Origin of the sequence: Xenorhabdus aichiensis, from assembly GCF_028598775.1 — a bacterium.
Taxonomy (GTDB): Bacteria; Pseudomonadota; Gammaproteobacteria; order Enterobacterales; family Enterobacteriaceae; genus Xenorhabdus; species Xenorhabdus bovienii.
This window is the reverse complement of the sequence record NZ_JAQRFO010000003.1, coordinates 1-23,049: the sequence shown is the minus strand read 5'-3', so window position 1 is coordinate 23,049 and position 23,049 is coordinate 1. Positions and strand designations below refer to the sequence as shown.

The 23,049-nt window shown below is 48.5% G+C and carries 8 protein-coding genes; 5 read left to right on the top strand and 3 right to left on the bottom strand.

Features of this window, described 5'->3' with window-relative positions:
- Nucleotides 1-91: 91 nt before the first annotated feature.
- Genes rtxA through rtxH form a run of 3 tightly spaced genes read right to left on the bottom strand, consistent with a single transcriptional unit; the run spans nt 92 to nt 15,141 of the window.
- The gene (gene rtxA, locus PSI22_RS02250) at nt 92-14,245 is read right to left on the bottom strand and encodes an MARTX multifunctional-autoprocessing repeats-in-toxin holotoxin RtxA (protein ID WP_273578324.1); all 14,154 of its coding nucleotides are present in this window, start codon (nt 14,243-14,245) and stop codon (nt 92-94) included.
- Nucleotides 14,246-14,272: 27 nt separating this feature from the next.
- Complete coding sequence (rtxC, locus tag PSI22_RS02245; protein WP_038183015.1) at nt 14,273-14,734, bottom strand: RTX toxin-activating lysine-acyltransferase RtxC; 462 nt, start codon at nt 14,732-14,734, stop codon at nt 14,273-14,275.
- Between the two features lie 41 nt (nt 14,735-14,775).
- On the bottom strand, nt 14,776-15,141 hold the full coding sequence (gene rtxH / locus PSI22_RS02240; RefSeq protein ID WP_038206361.1) for a protein RtxH: 366 nt from the start codon (nt 15,139-15,141) through the stop codon (nt 14,776-14,778).
- Between the two features lie 515 nt (nt 15,142-15,656).
- On the opposite strand from rtxH, the gene PSI22_RS02235 reads away from it, so the two are divergent.
- The 5 genes from PSI22_RS02235 to PSI22_RS02215 all read left to right on the top strand — a co-directional run.
- Nucleotides 15,657-17,762 (top strand): peptidase domain-containing ABC transporter, encoded by a 2,106-nt coding sequence (locus PSI22_RS02235; protein ID WP_273578316.1) that lies wholly within the window; start codon nt 15,657-15,659, stop codon nt 17,760-17,762.
- Nucleotides 17,755-19,110 (top strand): HlyD family type I secretion periplasmic adaptor subunit, encoded by a 1,356-nt coding sequence (locus tag PSI22_RS02230; protein ID WP_273578314.1) that lies wholly within the window; start codon nt 17,755-17,757, stop codon nt 19,108-19,110. Before PSI22_RS02235 ends, PSI22_RS02230 begins: the two co-directional genes overlap by 8 nt.
- Nucleotides 19,111-19,112: 2 nt before the next feature.
- The gene (locus PSI22_RS02225) at nt 19,113-21,275 is read left to right on the top strand and encodes a type I secretion system permease/ATPase (RefSeq protein ID WP_273578312.1); all 2,163 of its coding nucleotides are present in this window, start codon (nt 19,113-19,115) and stop codon (nt 21,273-21,275) included.
- A gap of 112 nt (nt 21,276-21,387) precedes the next feature.
- Nucleotides 21,388-22,377: a GlxA family transcriptional regulator gene (locus tag PSI22_RS02220; protein ID WP_273578310.1), complete on the top strand. Its 990-nt coding sequence runs from the start codon at nt 21,388-21,390 to the stop codon at nt 22,375-22,377.
- 84 nt (nt 22,378-22,461) lie between these two features.
- Nucleotides 22,462-23,049, top strand: a 588-nt coding sequence (locus tag PSI22_RS02215; RefSeq protein ID WP_273578308.1) for a tyrosine-type DNA invertase, incomplete at its 3' end; no start/stop codon positions are given.

Here is a 23,049-nt window from a genome sequence, read left to right as displayed (position 1 = left end):
ATATCAGTATTACTGCATCACAAAAAAATGGCCCACTTTCGTGAGCCATTATATTTAATGAAGATTACTGCTTAAAAACCCTTTCCGGCCATTAGGCCAGTTTGGATTTTCCGCTTGTGGTGTCCGCCCAAGCGGTCAGAATAGTCGATTTCGTCTGGCTATCAAGTGTATCAATAAAGCCGGTGTCGCCCATATTTGGCGCAAACCCGCTCATCGCCTGAACCAACGAATCCACTGAATTGGCAGAGAGTGCCGTATATTCACGTTCACCCTGTGCATCTTTGTCTCCCATTTGGGTGACAATATCCGCACGGTTGCCATTGAAGTAATCGTTGAAGGTCACAGAACCCATCGCCTCAAACTTCCCTTGTGCCGAGGTGTCTGTCACATCACGGCCAGTCAGCAGAACCAGATCGTAACCGCTGCGCTGGAACCACAGCTTTTGCCAGTTGGGGTTGTTGAAAATGATCTTGTCGCCGCGTTTGATATCTTCAACCACGTTGTCAATCACCGCCCCGCTGACCAAAAAGCTATTGACGCCCGTGCCACCCTTGAAGTGGTTTTGGTATCCGCCCAGTACCAGCAGGTCATCGCCATCGCCGCCGTTCAATTGGCTGAACTTGGAAACCACATCGGCAATCAGATGATCGTCGCCCGTACCGCCATTGATCGCCGCGTGATAACCCATCAGTTTGATCGCGTTATTGCCGGCGTTGCCATCAATGTTGTTATAGTTGCCGAATACGGTGGCAAAGTCGTCACCTTCTCCCAAACCCACCTGGTTGTTGTTACCAATGGCAACAACATAATCCTGCCCTTCTCCTGAATGGATATTATTGAAGTTACCGGAAGCCACGATATAGTCGCGCCCTTTGCCGCCATCAATCACACCGCCTTCACCGAAGACAAAGACCTGATCATCACCGTCGCCCATGTAGGCGTAGTTAATACGTCCGGCCAGTACGGCAACATCATTGCCCGCACCACCAAACATCATGTTCTCACGCCCCATCAGGACACCCATATCATTACCTTCACCACCGGTGAAGATATTGGAGGTTCCTACGGAGTAATAGACGTCATCACCACGACCGCCCCAGAAGTTGTTGTTATCTCCCAGATAAGCGCCAAGGTCTTTGCCGTCTCCGCCCCAGTTAAAGTTGTAGTTACCGAGAGAGACATGCATATCACCGTCACCTTGCAGATGGCCGCTGTTACGCAGGAAGTCAAACGTTTTGTCCTGCATGTTCAACAAATCGGCGGTCAGATTCTCTTTCAGATCAGCGACCAGTGATGCCATCTCAACCTGCTTATCCTGCTTGAACAAGGTGGTGAACAGGTTTGGCAAGTTAAAGCCAAAGGCACGATCTGACGGTAATTCTTCAGCTTCCTGAACAGGTTTACCCTTTTCACTGATTGATACATGTCCCTCTTTGTTTTCATCAGGCGCTTTTGCTTTCAGGCCGTGGCTTTCCGCAAAAGATTTAACGCCATCTGCGCCCATATTCAGCCCGGCTTCCAAGCTGTCGAGCAGTTTTGCCGGATCAGTAAATGCCTGTAGTTGATCGCCGCTGAATTCACCGATCACTTCCAGCATTTCACGCAGAATCGCAACGCCATCAACCGATTGATTGGAACGGGAAACAATATAGCCATCCGCGGTGTAATCAACACCAAAGATATCTGCCAGTGTCGTATCTGCACTGACACCCGCCAGATTGCCGAGCAGCTTGTTTTTAAGCTGACGTGGTAAGTCCGTCGGGCTGAAAGTAAACGTGGTTTTAGCCATACCCGTGGAAGTGTATTCCTGTGTCATCAGGCCAAACAGTGAACCCAAGTTGGTATCCAAAATCGATTGGATATTGTCACCAAACATAAAGTTCCAGTTACCCGTCGTTACCTGAATATCGGCACCCTGTCCACCAACGGCGAAGTTAAAGGCCAGTTTTTCATTCATCTGACGGAATTTATCCGCCCGACTGAGTTCGCTCATTTCACGCTTATTATCTTTATTACCCAACCACTCGTTATACTTCTTGTTCAGTGCGCTTTCGGTATCACTTTTCAGGCCACGACTGCTTCGTTCATTCTCCGCATCAAGATTGGTCAGAGTGTTGTAATTGACATTGCTGGTCAGATCGAGACCTGACAGGTCGCTGACGTATTTTTTCGCGCTCTCCAGTGTCCACTGCTGATCTTGGGCGGTCAGCCAATCTGGTGAATCAAAGGAGCCGGCAATGCCCTGCAAGACACCAGAAATACGGGAAGCCCCATCAAATGGATTGATCAACGGAGGGGTTGGAATGGATTTATCCATCATCACGATCAGATCGTTGCTGCGCCCCTGATTGAAGCTGACGTTCCGGTTACCCATAAAGAATTGTGCACCTTCCAGTGCCTGATAACCGGCAATATTGACGCTGTGTTTACTGTCACCATTGCCCATATGAACCATGACGTTGTTATCACCAAAGGCCAGTGACTTGAAGCCACCTGTACCGACTTTGATACCGACGTTGGTCGTTCCCCAGTTGATAGCGGTAAATTCGCCATCACCCGCTTGTACCTGAATATTGCCGGAATAGCTCAGTTTGTTGTTGGATGACTTCGCCGGTGGCGTGGCCGATGAATCATCATTCACCTTCTTGTGCTGTTCCGGGGCGTGGAATTTTTCTGTATTTTCTGCAATCGCGCCTTTCGCTTTCACATCAGTATCCATGTGACCGATACGGGACAAGTTAATGTCGCTTTCAGAGATACCCCGGCGGATCCGTTCAGCGTGAGTTTCCAGCTCTCCCTTGTCATTCCAGCCCAGCACAATCTTGTTATCCACGAGTTTGTGAACCCACTGTTCTTCGGCATTGCGCGTGAATTTACGGCCAATGCTGTCTACCGCAACTTCACTGCTGCGGGCAGATACTGTGGTTCGGATGCCCTGCTTATCCAACTCTGAAATAAAGTGACGGGCAAAGCCATCGCGTTTGTCATCGCTGATCAAGGAGCAGCCGACAAGACTGATATGATCAGGCGAGCCGGCCTGCTTGAAGTCGGTGCGGAACTGTTTCAGTTTCAACGCGAGTTCATCGGCACTATAGCCACTCATGCGAGTGTGGTTCTGTACTGATTCATCACGCCCATGTCCGACGATCTGCCAACGTAATTTGCCAGACAGCGTCGCAGGATCACCATACATCACTCGATATCGGCCATTAGCATCAAGTTGCACAATCACACTGGAGTCTGGGTGCTTACCGGCCAAGCGTGCGGCAGCCTTGGCCGCGACAGGATCATTTTCCGTCTGGATGATGACCTGACCGTTAAAGCGACTGTCACCCCCTTCTGCCTGCGGTTTGACAAAAGCCGGTTCCCAATATTCGACATTCTCGTTGTTAACCACACGGTCAACACCTTCCGGGAGGTTGTCCTTGAGTGGTACTTTCACCTCATGGGTAATTTCAACGCCTGACGGGGTCTTCATGGGTGTTTCATCAAAGACATTCAGATCAAGCATACCCTGCATGGTGGTCTTGTCAGTCAGTGTCGGGCTGTAAGTCGCCAGTACGTTGCCATCCATCACCACCACACGGTTGAAGGTAATTTCACCCGCGTCATTTTTTGGCAGTTTGTAGCTTTGCTCCATATTCAGGCCAGATTTGCCGAAGAAGCGAGTAAGGTAATCACCAAATTTCTCCGCAGACGAGAATTCGACAATACCTGCGTTCGGATCGTAGAAACCATAAACGCGATTCTCACCACTGCCTTTCGCCCATGCAGCCATCGCATGGCCTGGTGCATCCAGCTCAAGCAGAACCGGTTTGCCATCCGCATTTGCGGCAGTCACTTTCCCAATCACGCCATTGACGGTCAAGGCCTGCTTACCTTCCAGCTTCTCCTGCCACACCTTCATAGAAGTGTCATGCATCGGGTTCCGGGCATGAAGAGCAGCCAGAGAACCCAATAATTTACTGGCATTGCCGCGTTCAGTGTCTGAATACAGCTCTGGATTGCTAAGTACTGCAGCCGCAGAATACATTTTTTCCAACAGCTTGCGAGCAACGCCATCCTGACCATTGTTTTCCAGCTGTTTCGCAACCAGAACCAGTTTTGACAATGGATCACAACGCCCGCCAAAACCGTCATTCGACAGGTTCAATAGCAGCAATTGTGGTGCAAGATGCTTGTTCGCCTTGGTGTCAGCAACCCCGGCCGAAACAACGTCATTGAACAGCCGATTGTGTTTCTCCGCCTGAGGCTGGAAGGTCACCTTCAAGGCCCTGCTCTCAATTTCCCAAGCCAGTGAGCCTTTTTGTTCTGCTGTCCAGTTACCTTTAACCAGCAGATCCACCAGTTGTTTGATGTTCATGTCTGAACGGAAACCATCAACGGTCTGCTCTGCATGCCCTTGCTGATAACCGGTAAGGAAGTCTTGCGTCGCACGGATATCTTTCGTTTTACCCGGTGCGCTTTGCTGTGGTTTCAGCGCTTCACCATAGCGCTTCAGATCACTCTTGATACCTTTAAGTGCCGTTGATTCATCCGGCTGACGCTTCACATCAAACAAACCTGTCACAATCTGTTCAGCATATTGGTTCATCAACCGGCCGCTGGCCTCATGACCATAGAAGGTATGTTCACCCGATACCTGATAACCCTCGATAACCAGTTTAGCGCGCAGTTTTTCTCCCGCTTCACCCAAGCCTTCATTATCGGTCAGCAACATGATTGGGGTTTGCTTCGAAATACCTTGCAGGTTTTTCTCTACTGAGAACTGACCATTGACCGATTTTGCCAGTACGCCCGTAATTCCTGCTGGGTTTGGCACTTCGTGAGCAGTAATCGCTTTGGTCATACTTGGCATGGGTCTATCGAGCAGCAAGCCAGAAACGGTTTGTCCGTTCCGTTCGGCATAACGGGCAAGATTAGCCGCAATTGGTCCACCCATAGAATAGCCATGAATAATGATATTTTCCGGCCTGACGCCGCGATCATTAACCAAATAACGGAACATCGTGCGGGCATCATGATACAGCCCTTTTTCGCTCGGACGACCATCACTGGAACCATAACCCCGCATGTTCACCGCGAGCATATCAATACCCTGTTTCTGGTATTGGTTCTGGATGACACTGGCTTGTTCTTCCGCAGAGGAGCCAGAACCATGAATGAACAGAACCACTTTTTTCGCTGCATTCGGCTCGGTTGCTACATCAGGCTTCTGTTCGCCCTGATGGTAATAGCCGGTCAGACGCCCAGCGTCGCCCCGTAACGTGACTTTATCCGCCGTGCCGTTGGTCACAGCAGTGTCCAGCGCCGTTTGAGTGTAATCATGCACATTGCGGCGATCTTCCTTAGCGCCGTAAAGCTCATTGTTCAGGAAGCGGGTTATTGGATTGAAGGGTTCTCTGTCACGCGGTGGTTTGCCGTCGTTGTCAATGGCAACTTTTTCCAGCACGTTGTCTTTTTTATCGGGCTGGCCCAACGCTTCCAGATCTTCACCCACAATGCGTTTCGGCTTATTGGCGATTCTCTCAATCTGTGCTTCTTGCAATTTCTGCGCATAATTGAATAATTCGGTTGGGGTCCAGATACCAAAGTTTGGCCGCCATGTATGACCGATCACTTTATCGGCTCCACCGGCCTTGAGCACTTTGGCTACGATACTTGAACAGTTACCGTTCAATATTTGATAGCGGGCATCAGGGTTCTGGCTGATTTTATCCCATTCTGCCTGCATTGCTGCGGCATCCAAGCCTGCCAGATTGATGCGGAATACACGCCCCTGATCGGCTTCGCTGGCCTTGAAATCCTGAATGTCGCTCAATTCACGTTCGGCAAACTGACGAACGATATTAGTGATGCGTTTTTCAGTCAGCTCAGGCGTGACTTTCTGTTTCGCGGCTGTCCGCAGTGCTTCGGCAAAATCTCGGCCAATGTCCTGCATGTCAATGTTGCCATTTTCCCATTGTTCGATAAACGGTCGGGAAATATGCTCAGGTATACCGGCTGATTTAAGCAGGTTAGGGTTAGCCAGCGCAGACATGGCAAAGCCCTCGCTGATATCCTCGAATTTTGCATCAACGCCTTTGGCAGCCTTTAATTTTTCAATAAATTTCTCCAGCTTGTATGTACCATCCTTCAAGCCAAAGTTATCCCCTTCTTCAGAGGCGACATCAAATTTCAGCGCCTCATTCGGAGAAGCCGGCTGGCTGAGATCACGCCAGCGTAACCTCACGTCTGGATTTTCTTCCGTGGAAACATTAAAAATGTGTCCAGGACTGGTCGATTTACCGCCTTTCGGCCACCAGCTTACATAGTTTTTCTCATTGAAGCCTCCGGCATCTTCTGCGCTAACCTGAATACGTCCTTGCCCAATTTGCAGGGCGGCATGTCCCAGTCGGCTGTGATCGCTCGGTTTCCAGACAAACAGGGTGGCACTGACCGGAGACAGTTGCTGTTCAATTGCCTGATGCACTTTTCTCAAGCCAGACACATCGATGCCGTTGCCATCTTTCGACAAATCGTGGGGCTTCAGGTTTGAGAAGACGGTTTCTGCCACTTCCTGACCATATTCTCTGGTGACAGCTACTTTGATCTGCCTGACCGCTTTTTCCGTCTCTTCCGCTTTCATCACTATCTGAATATTGGATTTACCACGGGTAACAAAATCACCCTGTTCATCAATATAAAGATGCTTCGAATCTTTGAGATTGGCATTGCCGAGTTTGTTATACAACTCGCTGAAACTGCCCTTGCCCGTACTTGTCAGCGTAGGTTCTGCCAGTACCCGCGATTCTTCCATGCGCACATTGATTTGTGACAGCAGGTTTGTCATGGCGGGTAAGCGTTTTGAATCAGGATGCCCTAATAGATAGCCTTCAACTTGCTGGCGCAGGCTGATGAGTTTTTCCACGGCATCCAGGTCATAGTCTGCGCCGTTTTGCAGGGCTTTTTCGTAACTGCCGAACGCTTCCAGTACGTTGCGGTAACTGTCACCAAGGATTTTACCCTTAACGGAAGCCGCATCCTTAAACTCACTGACAGACATCAAGTCAGTCTTCGGTTTGTAGTTCCAACTGCCATCCACTTTTTTAGCCACGATACGGGTACGCCCCTGCTCGTGGGAAACAATCTGGTCTTCCACCAAATACAAGGCATCCGGCAGTTTTTCGTAGTCGTCATAGTTGGCAAGGATGAAACGCTCAATGGTCTTGATCTGAGCCGGATCTTGCGCATCTTCCACCATGATCGTCTTGAAATCATCACCGTCATGACCCGGCCACCGGCGCACTTCAAAGCCTTCATCATCAGCTTCACGTATCAGCAGGTTGCGCTCTGTCCGCAATCCGTAGAATGGCAATGCCTGATTCAACATGTTGTCGATGGCGCTCAGTTTTATGTCGAGATCAATCAGTGTATCCGGCTTATACCCTGTCGGGTTCAGCGTAAGCAGTCTTTCCTGTTCTTCAATGCTGAGAGAATCAAAACGTGCCTTCACAGAAACGCCGGCTTCGGTCAGCCTACGACCAATGGTTTCAGGGGCTGCACCCTGATATTCACGGGCAGGTTTATCCAGCAGGCGGATTTCTCCCACCAGCCCTTCACGCTGCAATTGACGCAATACTGGCAGTTCAACATTCCAGAAGTAGTTGCCAAGACGCAAGCCGCCTTCTGCGATCACATACACATCATCGCGTGATCCGGTGGCATAGAGTGAACTCCAGAACCCGGTGTTGCTCCGTGCTGAAGCATTAATGGCCGTTTGTAATGCGTTATGTTCGGCATTGTCAGAATCGAGATATACGTTGCCCCAACGCATCAGGGTTTTGTTCAGTTCGATGGCAAAAGAGTTACCTTTCACATCAATATCGTAGACCACTTTCTTGCCGTCGGTCTGCACGGCATCAAGAACATTGCGGTATTGCTTGAAGTTTTTGCCAGACCAGAACGACACGATGCTTTTATCACCATGGACAGGCTCAAAACTATAACCATATTGTTCCAGCTTAGAGACGAATTCGACACGCTTATCCCAGTTACAATCAATCGTGGCATCAACGAACAGTTTCGCCAGCGGGGCGACTTGATCTTCCGGCACACTATTGTCAGTCCCCTTAAGGTATCCCTCAACAAAGGTCACCAGTTTCTGTCTGATGTTATCGGGAATATCAGCATCCCCACGATCAAATCCGGGCACCGGAATATAAGTGTCTGTAGCAATGTTGTTGTCACTGTCCAGCCAACGGTAAACATCTGCAACTTTTTGCGCTCTTATGGCAGTGGCAGACGTTTCGGGTACATCAGCGGAGCCCTGCTGAACATGGGTTTCACCCAGCGCTTGCAGGCCACTGAGATCCAGACCTGAAATTTTCGGCGCGTTTCTGACCCATTCGGTAGACACATCTGCGGTCTTGCTGACAGGCTGACTGACAGACGTTTCTGTATAAGCCGATATCAGGGTAGCCCCGGTATTTTTACCGCGTTTTGCTACTTTGATCTGTGAGCCATTCAGTAGTACTTCTTTTGCCTCAGGCAGCCCGTTGAGGTCTTCATCCAGATATTGTAATTCCTGACTGAATCCGGTATTTGTCTCATCTTTCGGTGCAAAACCGATAGGATTATCCGTTTTTACCCGCTCAGGCTGGTTTTCAGCCGCATGGGACTCATAGGCGGTGCCTGACAGACCACTGCCTGCTGCTCCCGCGCGATTCGGTTTGTAGTTGTCACTCTGTTTTGCGGCTTTGGCATCAGATTGCACCCGTGCAGTCTGGCTGTCTGCCGCAGAAATTTCATGTTGACCACGCTGTTCGGCTTTCTGCACTGCGGCTTTAGCATCACTTTCAGCGTGTTCGGCCTGTTTCCTTTGGCTTAAGGCTTGTTGCTTCCTGAATTCAGCATTAGTGCGGGTCTGTTCAATCTCTTTTTGAGACTGTTGCTGGTGTTGTTCGCCTTTGCTGACCCCGGCTTCCGATTTGGCCACCGCATCTTTGAGATCACCAAAACGTTCTGAGGCCGCGCGCTGTGAGCGATCTAACTGCTGTTGTGCTGTTTCGTCTGCACGATTCAGTTGTGTCTGAACCTGTCCTAACAAACCACCCGCAAATTGAGCACGCCACTGTTCACCGGATTTCCCATGATGCTTGCCGTAGCTATCCAGCGCTGACAACCCTTTAGCTTGTTCCGTCAATTCTTTGGTAACAGCTTCGGCTTCATTATTTATTGCATCGCGCTGGTCTTGTCCATTCCCATTCAGAGCCTCCAGATCCGTGGCTTCCAATTGTGCTTGAGAGCCAGAAACGGCGGCCAGTTGTGTATCCCTTTCCTGTTCCAGACGCCGACGATCCGCTTCTACTTTTTCCTTATCCTGTAATGCATTCTGTGCGGCGGCGTCCTGCTGCACATGGTCAGCAATGGTACTGTCTGGCAGCTCAGATTTGGCAACGACATTATCCAGAATGTAGCCCAGACCATCATTTGTGCCTGTGCCTTTAAATTCCAGCCGGTTGCTGCCCGCCTGTGCGGTTAATGACAATGTTTTATTCTGCCATTCCGCGTTACCTGCGGAAATTGAGAAGACGGTTTTTCCGTTCCACAGTACTTCCATACCGTTGTCAGCAGAAATACCGGCGCGTTTTGCAAAATCAAAACTCAGCGTGATGGATTCGTCCACCGTGAGATCACTAATATCCTGATAAATACTGGTATTAGAATCCTTATCAGCATGGGTATAAGCATCGAGTTCACTGACACGTTCGCCATGACCCTCATTACTGAGGCCATAGGACTGTGCAGCATAATAGGCTTCAATACCATTGGTAGATTGCCAGCCGTCTGCGCCCTGCTCAAAGTCTCCATTGACAATTAAATTGCGCGACTGATTAGAACTCAACCGTTTTTCATTGCCCAATGTATTCTGGATACTGTCAGTGTCCGGGGTATCAACGCCCGTCACCGAACCTTTCAGGCTATTCTGCAAATCAGATTTGACCTGCTCCATTTCAGTCAACTGGAAACCCTTCAGCGCGGAAACTTCGGGCAGATTAATTGCACCGCGTCCCTTATGAGTTCCCGATGTGTTGGCTTCGTCGCCATTAACCAGATAGCTAATACCCTTACTGCCCGCCACGCCAAGCAGTGTCTGCTTCACGTTGTCAAATAAGGCACCCAGCTTATTGCTCTCGGTATTACTTTCCGCAACGGCAAGGCTATAGAAATCGCCATTACCCACCTGAATCGCCACGTTATTGCGTGCATAAGAAGCGTTAATGTTTAGACCATCACCCACACGGATATTGGCATTTGCCTGACCTTTCATGACGGAAACATTCAGGCCATCACCCACTCGGGTATTGACGTTGAGTTTGCCCCAGGCCACATTGACGGAAACGCCATCACCCACTTTGGTATTGACATTCAAATCACCGTGAACGGTGGTAACACTCAGGCCATTGCCTACAGTCGTCGTGATGTTGCCCTTACCTTTGGCTGCTGTGACTTGCATGCCATCACCGACTTTGGTGACAATATTGCCCTCACTCCACAGTGCATTGAAACTGTCTCCATTACCGATCTGGGTCACGATATTGGCATCACCTTTGGCAAGTACGACATTACGTCCATCACCCACTTTGGTGATCACGTTGGCTTTGCCCCAAGCGCCCGTGTAATCATCGCCATTGCCCACATGAGTCACAATGTTGGCTTGACCTTGCACTACGGTAACTTCCTGACCATCACCCACTTTAGTGATGATATTCGCTTCACCTTTGGCAAAGTTATAGCGATCACCCTCGCCAATATGGGTCATGATGTTGGCCTTGCCCCAAGCGGCATTGATTCCCAACCCATCACCCAACTTGGTAATGATGTTGGCTTCACCCTTGGCGAACCCGATGGTGGTTCCATCACCAAGATGGGTCATGACGTTGCCGATTTTGGAAATCAGTAAGCCCACGGTGGTTCCGTCACCCACTTTGGTCAGCACGTTGCCTTTGCCAAGCAGCAGAGCGGCTGTGGTGCCATCACCAACATGGGTCACCACGTTGGCTTCAGCAGCCGCAACAACCCCCATGAAATCGTTGCCGACTTTTGTCATGATGTTGGCTTTGCCCAATGCAAGGACGCCAGTCAAACCATCACCGACATGCGTCATGATATTGGCTTTGCCAAACATGGCCGCAAGGGTGGTTCCATTACCCACTTTGGTCATCACGTTGACAGAACCCACAAACAGACCGATGCTGGTTCCATCACCCACATGGGTATAAACGTTGGCTTCACTCACCATCAACGCGGCTGTCAGACCATTGCCGACTTTAGTCAGAATGTTCGCTTTACCCAGCATGGCGGCAAAGGTGTCACCGTTACCAATCTGGGTAAGGATATTGCCCTCGCCAATCATGGCAGAAAGCACTTCACCATGACCGACTTTAGTCGCAATGTTGCCTTTGGCAACCATCAGAGCCACGCTCATACCATCACCAACGTGCGTGAACACATTGCCGGCAGCCAGCATTAATGCCAGTGCGTCACCATCGCCAACTTTGGTGAAGATATTCCCGATACCGCCCATCAGCGCCCAGGCATTTCCCTGACCAACGTGAGTGAAAATGTTACCTGCTCCCACCATCGCCGCGATGGTTGTCCCATCGCCCACTTTGGTGAAAATGTTACCCGCCGCCGCCATCACGCCCAGCGTCTGCCCATTGCCGACATGCGTCAGAATGTTACCAAGACCCAACATGATGCCCGTAGTATCGCCGTTGCCGACTTTGGTCAGAATGTTCGCGCCGCCCAGCAGGATACCGGTGGTTTTGCCATCCCCAACATGGGTCAGAACGTTGGCACCGCCGCCCATGACAGACAATACGTCTCCCTTGCCCTTTTTAGTCAGGACATTGGCACCACCCAGTGCGATGGCTTTCGTGTTGGACGTTTCACGATCATTGCTGATATGGGTAATGATGTTGGCGCCGCCTAACATGCCGGATTCAAGATCACCTTCACCAACTTTGGTCAGAACGTTAGCGCCGCCCAGCAGAATTGAGGAAACATGACCTTTCCCCATTTGAGTCAGGACATTGAAGCCACCAACACCAGACCAGAATGCGTCGCCATGACCGATTTGGGTGTGGGTATTGAAACCACCGCCCATTGAGATACGGCTGTTGCCGTTGCCCTTGTGAATGGAGATATTGCCGACCGCCAGAAGATGGGCGAGATAGCGGCCATCACCGACGCGAACCAGTATATTAGCCGCGCCGCCCGCATTCACGTCCATGTCGCCACGCAATCCTTGATGCAGCAGTACGTTGGCAATGCCGATACCGTTGAAGGTCAGGTTGCCTTCTTTGCCTTTTTTGACGATGACGTTCGCCGCTCCGCCGCCATTAAATTCCGTGTTACCAAACTCAGAAGTATGTTCAATAACATTGGCGATGCCGGCTCCATCAAAATAGACATGACCTCGGGTTACGTTGGATTGGATAACGTTGCCACCACCCTCGCCTGTATACCGGACATCACCGGAACTTTTACCGCTACTCGTCGGCGCTTTGAATAACGCCAGATCACTGTATTCGTGCATGCCAGATACGCGCCCTGAAGCTGTACGTACTGCCTTGGCACTGTAATGAAGATCACTCAGAGTATAGATACCCGCTGGCACGGCTTGATAGCCATTAGCAGAAGAAATATCTTCGTTCGCCAGTTTCGCCATGCGATCTTCCAAACTGAGCCAAGCCTGTGCGTTATATTGCAGCATGCCTGTTTTTGGATCGTTCCTCAGTTCAATAACCACAATTTTGGTGTATTTATCGATTCGCTTGGCATAGATATAAGTGTTCGATTTATGGTTGGATTTCACCACCTGTACATCGGCGGTGCCTCCCTTACCGTCAATCGCATAGCCACCCATTTTAGCATTTGACAATGTGACATCTGCTACATCAACCAGCACGCCATCGCCATGATTCATCCATTGGTCTTCAGCCAGTTTTTCCTCAACAGCGTGAACGGTAACAGATTGCTGGTGTTCAACCGTCAAGTTTGACAGGGTGTAAGCACCGTCAACATTGACGTCCTTAAAACCACCCTGAACAGAGATATCCTGTTTCTCTAAGTCCTTGAGATGGTTCCCTTCCTTATACCAAGACATCGAGTGATAAATCAGTTTGCCGGTTTCAGGATCATTACGGAGCTGAACTTTGTTGACTTTGGTATACATGCCATCCGCAAAGGCAAACAGATAAGTGTTCAGTTCCCCTGCCGATTTAAGACCCGTCACCTGCTGGTTGTAGCCAATCCACTCACCACTCATGGTGGCATTTTTCAACACAATGTCTTCGGCCTTGGCATATTCCATGCCTTCGTTATCGAAGTCAGTGGCCGCTCCCTTACGGGTAATATGGTTATACCCCCCCACGCCGGCAAAACGGATATTACCGTGCGCAACATCGGAATACAGGCTGTTATAACCACCCGCGCCTTCGAACTTGATATCACCTTTGGTTTCAGAATAGACGTCATCTGCCTGACGGGTACGTTCAATACGGTTAGAAGCCCCTGCGCCCGTTAAAGTGACGTTGCCAATTTTTCCTCTGCGGACAAGATTGTTAGCCGCTCCTGCGCCTTCAAAAACAATATCACCACTTTCGACTCTGGAGCTGATGATGTTTGCCGCACCGATGCCTTCAAAGGTCAGATCGCCGTTAGACCCCTGATAACGGTTGAACCATGTGCGATCAATCTTGTTTCCACCCCCCGCGCCGGCAAAGTAGAAATTTCCCTGATTGGTTTCATGCCAGAGTTCGTTATACGCCCCTGCGCCCTTAAAAGTGAAATTTCCTTCCAATCCCTTACGGGTGATGCCATTGTAGCCAGACGCGCCAGAATAATCGATTCGGCCTTTATCACCTGTGTGATTGATTTTCAGTCCACCAGCAGCGCCAGCAAAATCTATCGTGCCATCGCTTGTTTTATTGATGGAGGTATAACCTGAGCCTCCTTTTACCGTCAGAGTACCGCTCGTATCGTTAATATCCAGATACCCGGCCGCCCCCACGACAGTATCGTGCCCCCATGTCGTATTGACTGTTGCACCAACGGAACCCACTACAATGTAATCATTCCCGCCATAGGCGTTAATGACGCCGCCAATGCCGATGGCGTGTATTGTATTTCCATCATTATCATCTTCATATTTACCGGTAAAGGCATATGCCGCACTTCGGTTGGATGATTTTCCCATAAGTAATCCTGGTATTGGGCAGAAAAATTAAACGGTAAACCACTGTACCCGACGGATACAGTGGTCATTTTGTGTGTCCAGCATTCCCCGGACAGTACAGGCTTTTTGCCCCTTCCATGCTGCAAAGACACGCCGGCGAAGATCACGGGCGATACCCTTCGCATGCCCAAAAGGGGCAATCATTTCCGGAAAAAAGATATGCTGTCCTGAACGCCAGTCTTCCTGCGAAATCTCCCGTTCACCGGAAAGAATCGCATCCCGACTGCTATCAGACAAAAAAGCCCAATTACAAAAAGCAACTGGGCGTTGGTGTTCATCTTCGTAATAGCAAAACTGATTGAGCTGGAATGAAGGAAAGATACGCTGTTGCCACTCAGCAACTAAATAGCGTCGGTGTAAGGGTGAATGCTGACAAAGCAACATCACCCCACCTATCATTGCCTGTATTTCAGTGTCACTCAGTGTTGCGGGTTGATGTGTGATCATCATAAGCTAGCAACCATCTGATATGATTTTACTGATACCTGATATTATTTTGATTTTTCCGCGTCGCGGGCTGGGCGTTTTTTAGGCTCAACGGTTTCTGCAACAGCCGTTTCCGGCTCGGCTGGCATTTCACCTTCACTCATTTCAGGTACAGGCAAGAACCCTGCTGCGATCAGCTTATTCATTTCGGCTTCCATCCGAGGGTCTTCAAGCATACTTTTCACCATGGAAACCATATACATAAAGCCGGATGCAGGCATGTGGATCACTTGCTTTAATTGTAATTCCTGATCGTTTTCAGCCAGTATGCCATTTGCCATTCGGTTAGACTCTTGCCCAACAAAATAAAGGGAAAAAACGCCTTTATTATAATTAACACTTGAAATGGTTTGAACGAATTTTTCAGACATATCATTATCCATTAAATAAATTTAAATTTAATGTTGCAAATATATTAAATTTAAACCTAATGTTACAATTATATTAAATTAAATGATTAAAACCCTATATCGTTATGGTTTTATTTATCATTAAATCTCGTTGTTGCGATCAGCTTGAATAGGAAATACTAGGCAAAAACAACATGAACACAACATTTGTTAAAAAATTAAGAATGAGTACACGCAGATTTTGAACGCTGCTCAAACTCAAAATGGCAAATAAAATAGGCTATTAGAAACCAAATAATTTATCGACTGCTTGAACGAAAATATATCTATTTACTTTTTAAAATCAACATATAAAAATAAAAATGTCTGTTTAACCACCGCATTTTGTCCTAATTACCAACCCTGATATCCTCATTGATAACAGATAATACCTTTTATCGTATTTATTAAGATTATCTTATAAAGAAATACCATACTCTTCTTCTGGTTCTTTCCTTAATTTGGGTTTTGGTTTTTATTAAAATAAATTTACCCATATGAATGAAATAGAAAAAACAACAATATCATTAATTAAATTAATAATAATGATATCTAATGGCAAACACACCGTTATACCCGATAAAAACATAAATAATAATGATGATTATCTTTTTACTTTAAATAAATTAAAGAAAGAACATCATATTTCTATTAAAAATAAACGTTCAATAAATAAGAAATTAAACACGTTATCTTTACCCGCTATTCTGTTCGATGGTAATGGAAATCCCTTTATTTTAGCAAAACATGATGAACAGCGAGTGTTGATTCAAAAACCTAATCAGGAAGCGCCTGAGATATTGGATAAAGAAAACTTTATCCGTTTATGGAGCGGACGCTGGATAAAAATAAAACAAAAAAGTAACCAATTTAATATCCGCTGGTTTATTCCCGAATTTATCCGACAAAGGAAAAATCTGACTGAAATTCTGCTGTTTTCGTTCATTTTGCAGATTTTAGCGTTGATTTCTCCTCTGGTCGTGCAGGTTGTCATGGATAAGGTACTGGTTCATCAGGCGTTATCCACCTTAGATGTGTTGATTTTTGGTCTGGTGGTTGCGAGCCTGATTGAAGTGGTTCTGCGTGGACTACGCGAATATCAGTATGCCCATACAGCCAATCGCATTGATATCAAACTGGGGTTAAAGCTGGTTCGGCACCTGCTTGGCCTGCCTTTGCTGTTTTTCAAATCCCGCCAAGTGGGAGCAATTGTGACGCGGGTACGCGAACTCGAAACCGTACGGGAGTTTTTAACCGGTTCCATGTTCACCCTGTGTATTGATGTCCTGTTCATGTTCGTATTTATTTACGTGATGAGCCTGCTATCCGGCACTCTGACTTTACTATTTTTAGCTACCATCCCTTTCTATGGCCTGCTGGCATGGTGGGTCACGCCCAAAATCGAGAAAGCAGTCGAAAAACAATTCACTCATGCTGCGATCAATACCTCTTTCCTGACCGAAACCGTCGCCGGTGCCGAGACACTGAAAAGCCTTGCAGCGGAACCCCGCTTTATCCGGCGCTGGGATAGCCAGACCGAAAATATGGTGAGTACCAGTTATGATGTGCAGCAATGGGATAACCGCTCCAGCCATCTTGTAATGCTGTTACAAAAAGTCACCAGTGCGGCCATTATCTGGCTTGGTGCCTCCGAAGTGCTCTCCCTGCACATGACCATCGGCCAGTTGATCGCGTTCAATATGATGGTAAGCCATACCCAGCAGCCCCTGGCCAAGTTGGTGCAACTCTGGGGGCAATTTATCCGTTCACGCATTGCCATTGATAAACTGGGGGATATGTTGAACCTGCCGACAGAGCAGCAGTCAGGCAAAGAGCGAGTCTCATTGCAGGGTGCTATTTCATTCTCTGATATCGTATTTCGCTATCAGCCCGATCTCTCCCCCACCATCAACCGTTTTACGCTGGATATCCGGGCAGGAGAAACGCTTGGCGTAGTAGGAACATCCGGTTCAGGAAAAAGTACCCTCGCGCGCCTGCTGCTTCGGCTTTATACCCCGGAACATGGCTCCATCACATTGGATGGCATTCCATTGCAGGAGTTCAATATTGAATCTCTGAGACAGCAAATAGGCATCGTGTTACAAGAAAATTTTCTGTTTAATAAAACCGTACATGAAAACATTGCCCAATCACGACCCGATGCTCCTCTGTCTGATATTATTGAAGCGGCCAGTCTGGCGGGTGCACACGATTTTATTCTCAAGCTGCCGATGGGATACGACACCATCATCGCAGAAGGCGGCCAATCCCTCTCCGGCGGGCAGCGACAGCGTCTGGCCATTGCCAGAACCCTGCTGTCTGATCCCACCATTCTGATCCTTGATGAAGCCACCAGCGCACTGGATGATGAGTCACAATCGGTTATTCAATCCAATATGGCAGACATTGCGCAGGGCAGAACGGTCATTACCATCGCCCATCGACTCTCCACAGTACGCCAATGCGACCGAATCATTGTGCTGCACCAAGGTCAAATTATTGAACAAGGTAGCCATGAACAACTGCTACAGCAGGGCAAGCAGTATCGAAAACTCTGGCAATTGCAACAGGAACTGAAACAGGAGGTGACTTCCCATGTTTAAGGCCATCTTACGCAAAGGGATTAAAAACCTGCGTACTCCTTCGCCTCATTATGATTTTTTACCCACACATCTGGCATTGTCACAACGCCCGCCTTCCCCGTTCGCCCGTTATACGGCGATCACTTTGAGTATCGGGGTACTGGTGGTACTGCTATGGGCGTATCTGGGAAAATTGGATGTACAGGCAACCGCCACCGGGCGTCTGATAGCTTCCGGCCGTTCCCAAATCATTCAGGCGTATGAACAGAGCCGTCTGCTCTCTATTCATATTCAAAATGGGCAGCACATTGAAAAAAATGCCCCTCTGCTTACGCTGAATACGCTCGGCGTTAATCAGGACGTTACACGCCTGCTTGAACAACGTGAATATCTGACCGAAGAGAAAATCCGCTATCAGGCACTGCTTGAGAAACATGATCCCGAATCACTGCCTCTCTTTCAGCAGCAGACTCTCTCCCAACAAGAAAAAATCCAGGCGCATTACGAGCACGAAAAGCATGAATTCGATGCCATTATCACCAATCTTTACGCTGAAATGAACGTCAATCTCTCTTCTCAAAAAGCCAAAAACGGGGATATTCAGGCTCTGACCAACCTGCGTGAAAATATCAATCAACGCTTAAAGGCACGAAAAATATTGAGCCAGAAGCAGGTGATTAGCCGAGTAGAATATCTGGAACAGGAAAAAGAATTGCTGGAAACAGAACGGGTGATCGCGCAACAAAAAGCAGAACTAGGCATCTTGATGACCCAATACAAGAGTTTGGAAGAGCGGTTAAAGGGGATCAACACGCAAAAAGAGCGGGAATGGTTTGAGAAAAAAAAGCAGGCAGAGATGCAACTGGGCGTGCTGAAACAAGAACTTTCAAAAATGCAGGAACGAGAAGCCCTTGAGATCGTGCGTTCCCCTGTGGCGGGTACGGTTCAGCAATTGAGTGTCCATACCCTCGGCGCGGTTTTACAGCCTGCACAGAATTTGATGGTGATTGTACCGGATGACCATGTGCAACTCGCGGAAATCCAGATCCTGAATAAAGATGTCGGGTTTGTCCGCCCCGGCCAGCATGTGACGGTTAAAGTGGATGCCTTCCCTTATACCCGCTATGGCACCATCGAAGGCGAACTGCTCAGTATTTCACGGGATTCCACGACCGATGAGCGCCTGGGTCTGGTTTTTCCAGCGCAAATCAGCCTCAGACAGAACAATATCATCGTTGATGGTAAGCCTGTCGAAATCACCGCCGGGATGTCCATCACCGCAGAAATCAAGACCGACCAACGACGAGTGATTGATTACCTGCTCAGTCCGATTCAGGAATATCAGTCTGAAGCGTTGAGGGAAAAATAATCATGGTTGACGCATTTTCCTTTACGAATGATGCAGGCACGGAAGACCTCACCAATAATCACGCACTGGATTGTGTCACCTATCTGGGAACACAATTTCATAAGGTCGCCTCCGTCAGACAATTGCATCATGCGTTGGGTCTGGATTCTCTGACACTGACAGACTGGCAGCTACGCGAGGCTATCGATGCCATCGGCCTGCACAGCAAATTTGATCGTCTGACAGCCGATACCGCAGCCACGTTGCCTTTACCGGCACTGATTGAATTGGATCAGTGCTGGTGGGTGCTGCTCGAAATCAGCCCAGACCAATTTACCGTGCTCAATCCCATCACGGAAAAACAAGAAATACGCCCATTACACGGCACACAGACGGAACCTGACGAAGCTAAACACAGTGAGTATAAAATCCTGCTGGTGGCAGATAAATCCCTGACCAAACAGCAAGTTAAATTCGGTTTGAGCTGGTTTTACCCTTCGATTTTCAGGCAGAAAAACCAGTTGCGGGATATTTTCCTGTTCGCCATTGTGCTGCAACTTTTTGCGCTGGCGTCTCCTTTGCTGTTTGAAAATGTCATCGACAAAGTACTGGTCGGACGCAGCTTATCCAGCCTGCATGTTCTTGGTCTGGCGATTCTGGCGCTAGCCGTGGCAGAACCCTTGTACGGTTTTCTGCGCAATACCGTGTTCGGACATATGGCAAGCCAGATCAACGCGGAACTCTCCGGCAGGCTTTACCGCCATCTGGTGGGATTACCCCTGCCCTATTTCAAGCAACGCCAAACCGGACAAATTATCGCGCGCGTCAGAGAAATGGCACAAATCCGCCAATTCCTGACCGGCTCCACCCTGATGTTGCTACTCGACCTGATCTTCATCATCCTGTTCCTTGGCGTCATGTTCCATTATTCCACCCTGCTGACTTGGATCGTAATCAGTTCGCTGGCACTCTATTTCCTGCTTTGGATCGCCATCGGGCCTGTCATCCGACGCAAGGTAGAAACTGAATATGAAGCCGATGCCCATGCCACCAGTTTCCTGACGGAATCCGTCATGGGCATCGAAACTATCAAGACCACGGCAACGGAAAAACGCTTTCTGTACCAGTGGCAAAAAGTGTTAAGCCAGCAATTGATCCAGCGTTTTTCCGCCCAGAAAAGTGGGCTTGCGGCCGGACAGGGGATCGCGTTGATCCAGAAAATCGTGGCAGCATTACTGCTATGGTGGGGGGTCAGAAGCGTTCTTAACGGCGAATTATCCCCCGGGGAGTTAATTGCCTTCAATATGCTGGCAGGACACGTCACCCAGCCGATCTTACGGCTGGCGCAAGTCTGGCAGGATTTCCAGCATACTTTGATCGCTTTGCGACGGGTCGGCGATATTCTTGATGAGCCAATGGAGAGTAGCAAACAGGGGCTGGCAGCTTCCCCTGAACTTGCCGGCCAGATTGAGTTCAGGAATATTCGCTTCCGCTATCACACAGATACGCCCGAAGTACTGGCAAATCTGTCACTGACCATCAAAGCGGGCGAATTTATCGGCATAACGGGGCCATCGGGTTCAGGTAAAAGTACCCTGACCCGGTTGTTACAGCGTCTGTATGTGCCACAGCATGGTCAGGTTCTGGTCGATGGTATGGATTTGGCGATCGCCGATCCCGTATCACTCCGACGTAACATGAGCGTGGTATTGCAGGAAAGCATTCTGTTTTCCGGCAGCATTGCGGACAATATCCACCTGTGCAAACCCAATGCCAGCGATGAAGAAGTCTACCGGGCGGCGACCTTGGCGGGTGCAACTGACTTCATCAATGAATTTCCGCATAAATTTGCCCATCCTGTCGGGGAGAAAGGAAGTAACCTTTCCGGTGGGCAACGGCAGCGTATCGCATTGGCAAGGGCCTTGTTGAATGATCCCAAAATCCTGATTCTGGATGAAGCGACTTCCGCGCTGGATTATGAATCTGAGGCTGCCATCATGAGCAATCTGGACGAAATCCGCCGTAATAGGACGGTCATCAGCATTGCCCATCGGCTGAACACGATCCGCCATGCGGATAAAATTTTTGTTTTAGATCAAGGAACAATCGTCGAATCGGGCTCCCATGATGACCTATTGCAACAACACGGCCTGTATGCACAACTTTGGTATCAACAAACAGAGTGACTATCACGATAGAAAATTCATTGAAGACATGAGACTTGTTTCGTTTTAAAATTAATTTCGTAACGAAATTAACACAACATAACAAAATGTTCTTAAGGAAGAGAATATAACTATGAAACAATTATCTATCACAGCCCTGGTCTTTTCTCACACCTCGGTGACATCGGTTGCTATGCCGATTGAAATACTCACCATCGCCGCCAATGCCATTGGCGGCCCCATTCCCCATGTCCGCATTATCTCGCCAGCAAGTCAGGAAATGAACGGAACCAATAGTCTGTTGACTGAACCCGCCCCGACTTCCCATTCCGATCTCTATCATGGCCAACAACCCGATATTATTCTGGTTGGCTCTCTGGGTTTCCCGGTATGGCAGCCGCAATACTGCTCACCGGAAATAATAGAGTGGCTCAGAGCGATGGATGAAAAGCACATTCCTATCGTTTCAGTCTGCTCAGGCACATTCATCCTTGCCAAAGCCGGGTTACTGAAAACCAGCGCAACAATCCACCCTCATTTTTCCCGCGAATTCAAAGATCTATTTCCCCATATTCCCCTGTATACCGACAAAAAAATCACCCGTGACAATAACCGTTTCTGCATTTCCAGCGCCTATGGGTGCAGCAAAAGTATGATGAGTATTGTTGAGTTGATTTACGGACAATATGCCAGAGAACAGTGTGCACAATTCTTGTTTGGCGAAAATGACCCCAAAGTTTCGTCTGATTCCGTCAGTTTTGCCCCTTATCGTCAACATTCAGATTCTCTCATCCACAAATTGCAAGATTGGATGCACACCTCACCTTCCGAAATTTTATCCGTGGCCGATTTAGCCAACAAAATTCACCTTTGTGAACGACAAATGAAACGGCGCTTCAAAATCGCCACCGGAAAAACTCCCATCCAGTACATCCAGCAGATACGTCTGTTACAGGCCAAGCACTGGCTGGAAAAGTCTCAGAAAACCATCGAAGAAATCAGCCATGAAGTCGGTTACGAAGATACCCGTTATTTCAGGGAGTTATTCAAACGCTGCAATGGTCTGACGCCGAAAGAGTATCGCCAAAAATATCACCATAGTGGGAGTTTTTCTGCGGGCTAACATTGCACTCCGTAAATAATCAGCAACACTGATCAGTGTTACATTTAATTATCGTCTGATTAATCACGCTATAAGGCGAATACCATGTTAAAGCGTAAGTACCTGACGCAATCTGAAATTGAAATGTTGCTGACTGAATTAGGCAAACATACTCATGCGGCACGTAATATCTGCATGATGTTTATGGGTTTTATTCATGGTTTTCGGGTGTCTGAACTCCTCAGTCTGAAGCTGTCAGATGTAGATTTGGACAGCCGCAGCCTGCGCGTACAACGCCTGAAAAATGGCTTTTCCACCATCCACCCAATGGTCTCCCGTGAGATTCAGCTTATACGTCAATGGCTAAAGGAACGACCGAATTATTTGCCAAAGACACCACAGGCCAACAACGAAACCCCCGACTGGTTATTCCTGTCCCGTACCGGTCAGCGGATGTCACGCCAGCAAGTGTATAAAATCATCCGCCAGACCAGTTTGAAGGCAAAATTGTCGATTTGCGCGAATCCGCACATGCTCAGGCACGCCTGCGGTTATGCACTGGCAGACAATGGCGTAGACACACGGCTGATTCAGGACTATTTAGGGCACAGAAACATCCGTCATACCGTGCGCTACACCGCGAGTAATGCGGGTCGCTTCGAGACAGTATGGGACGGGAAAGGAAAACGAAAA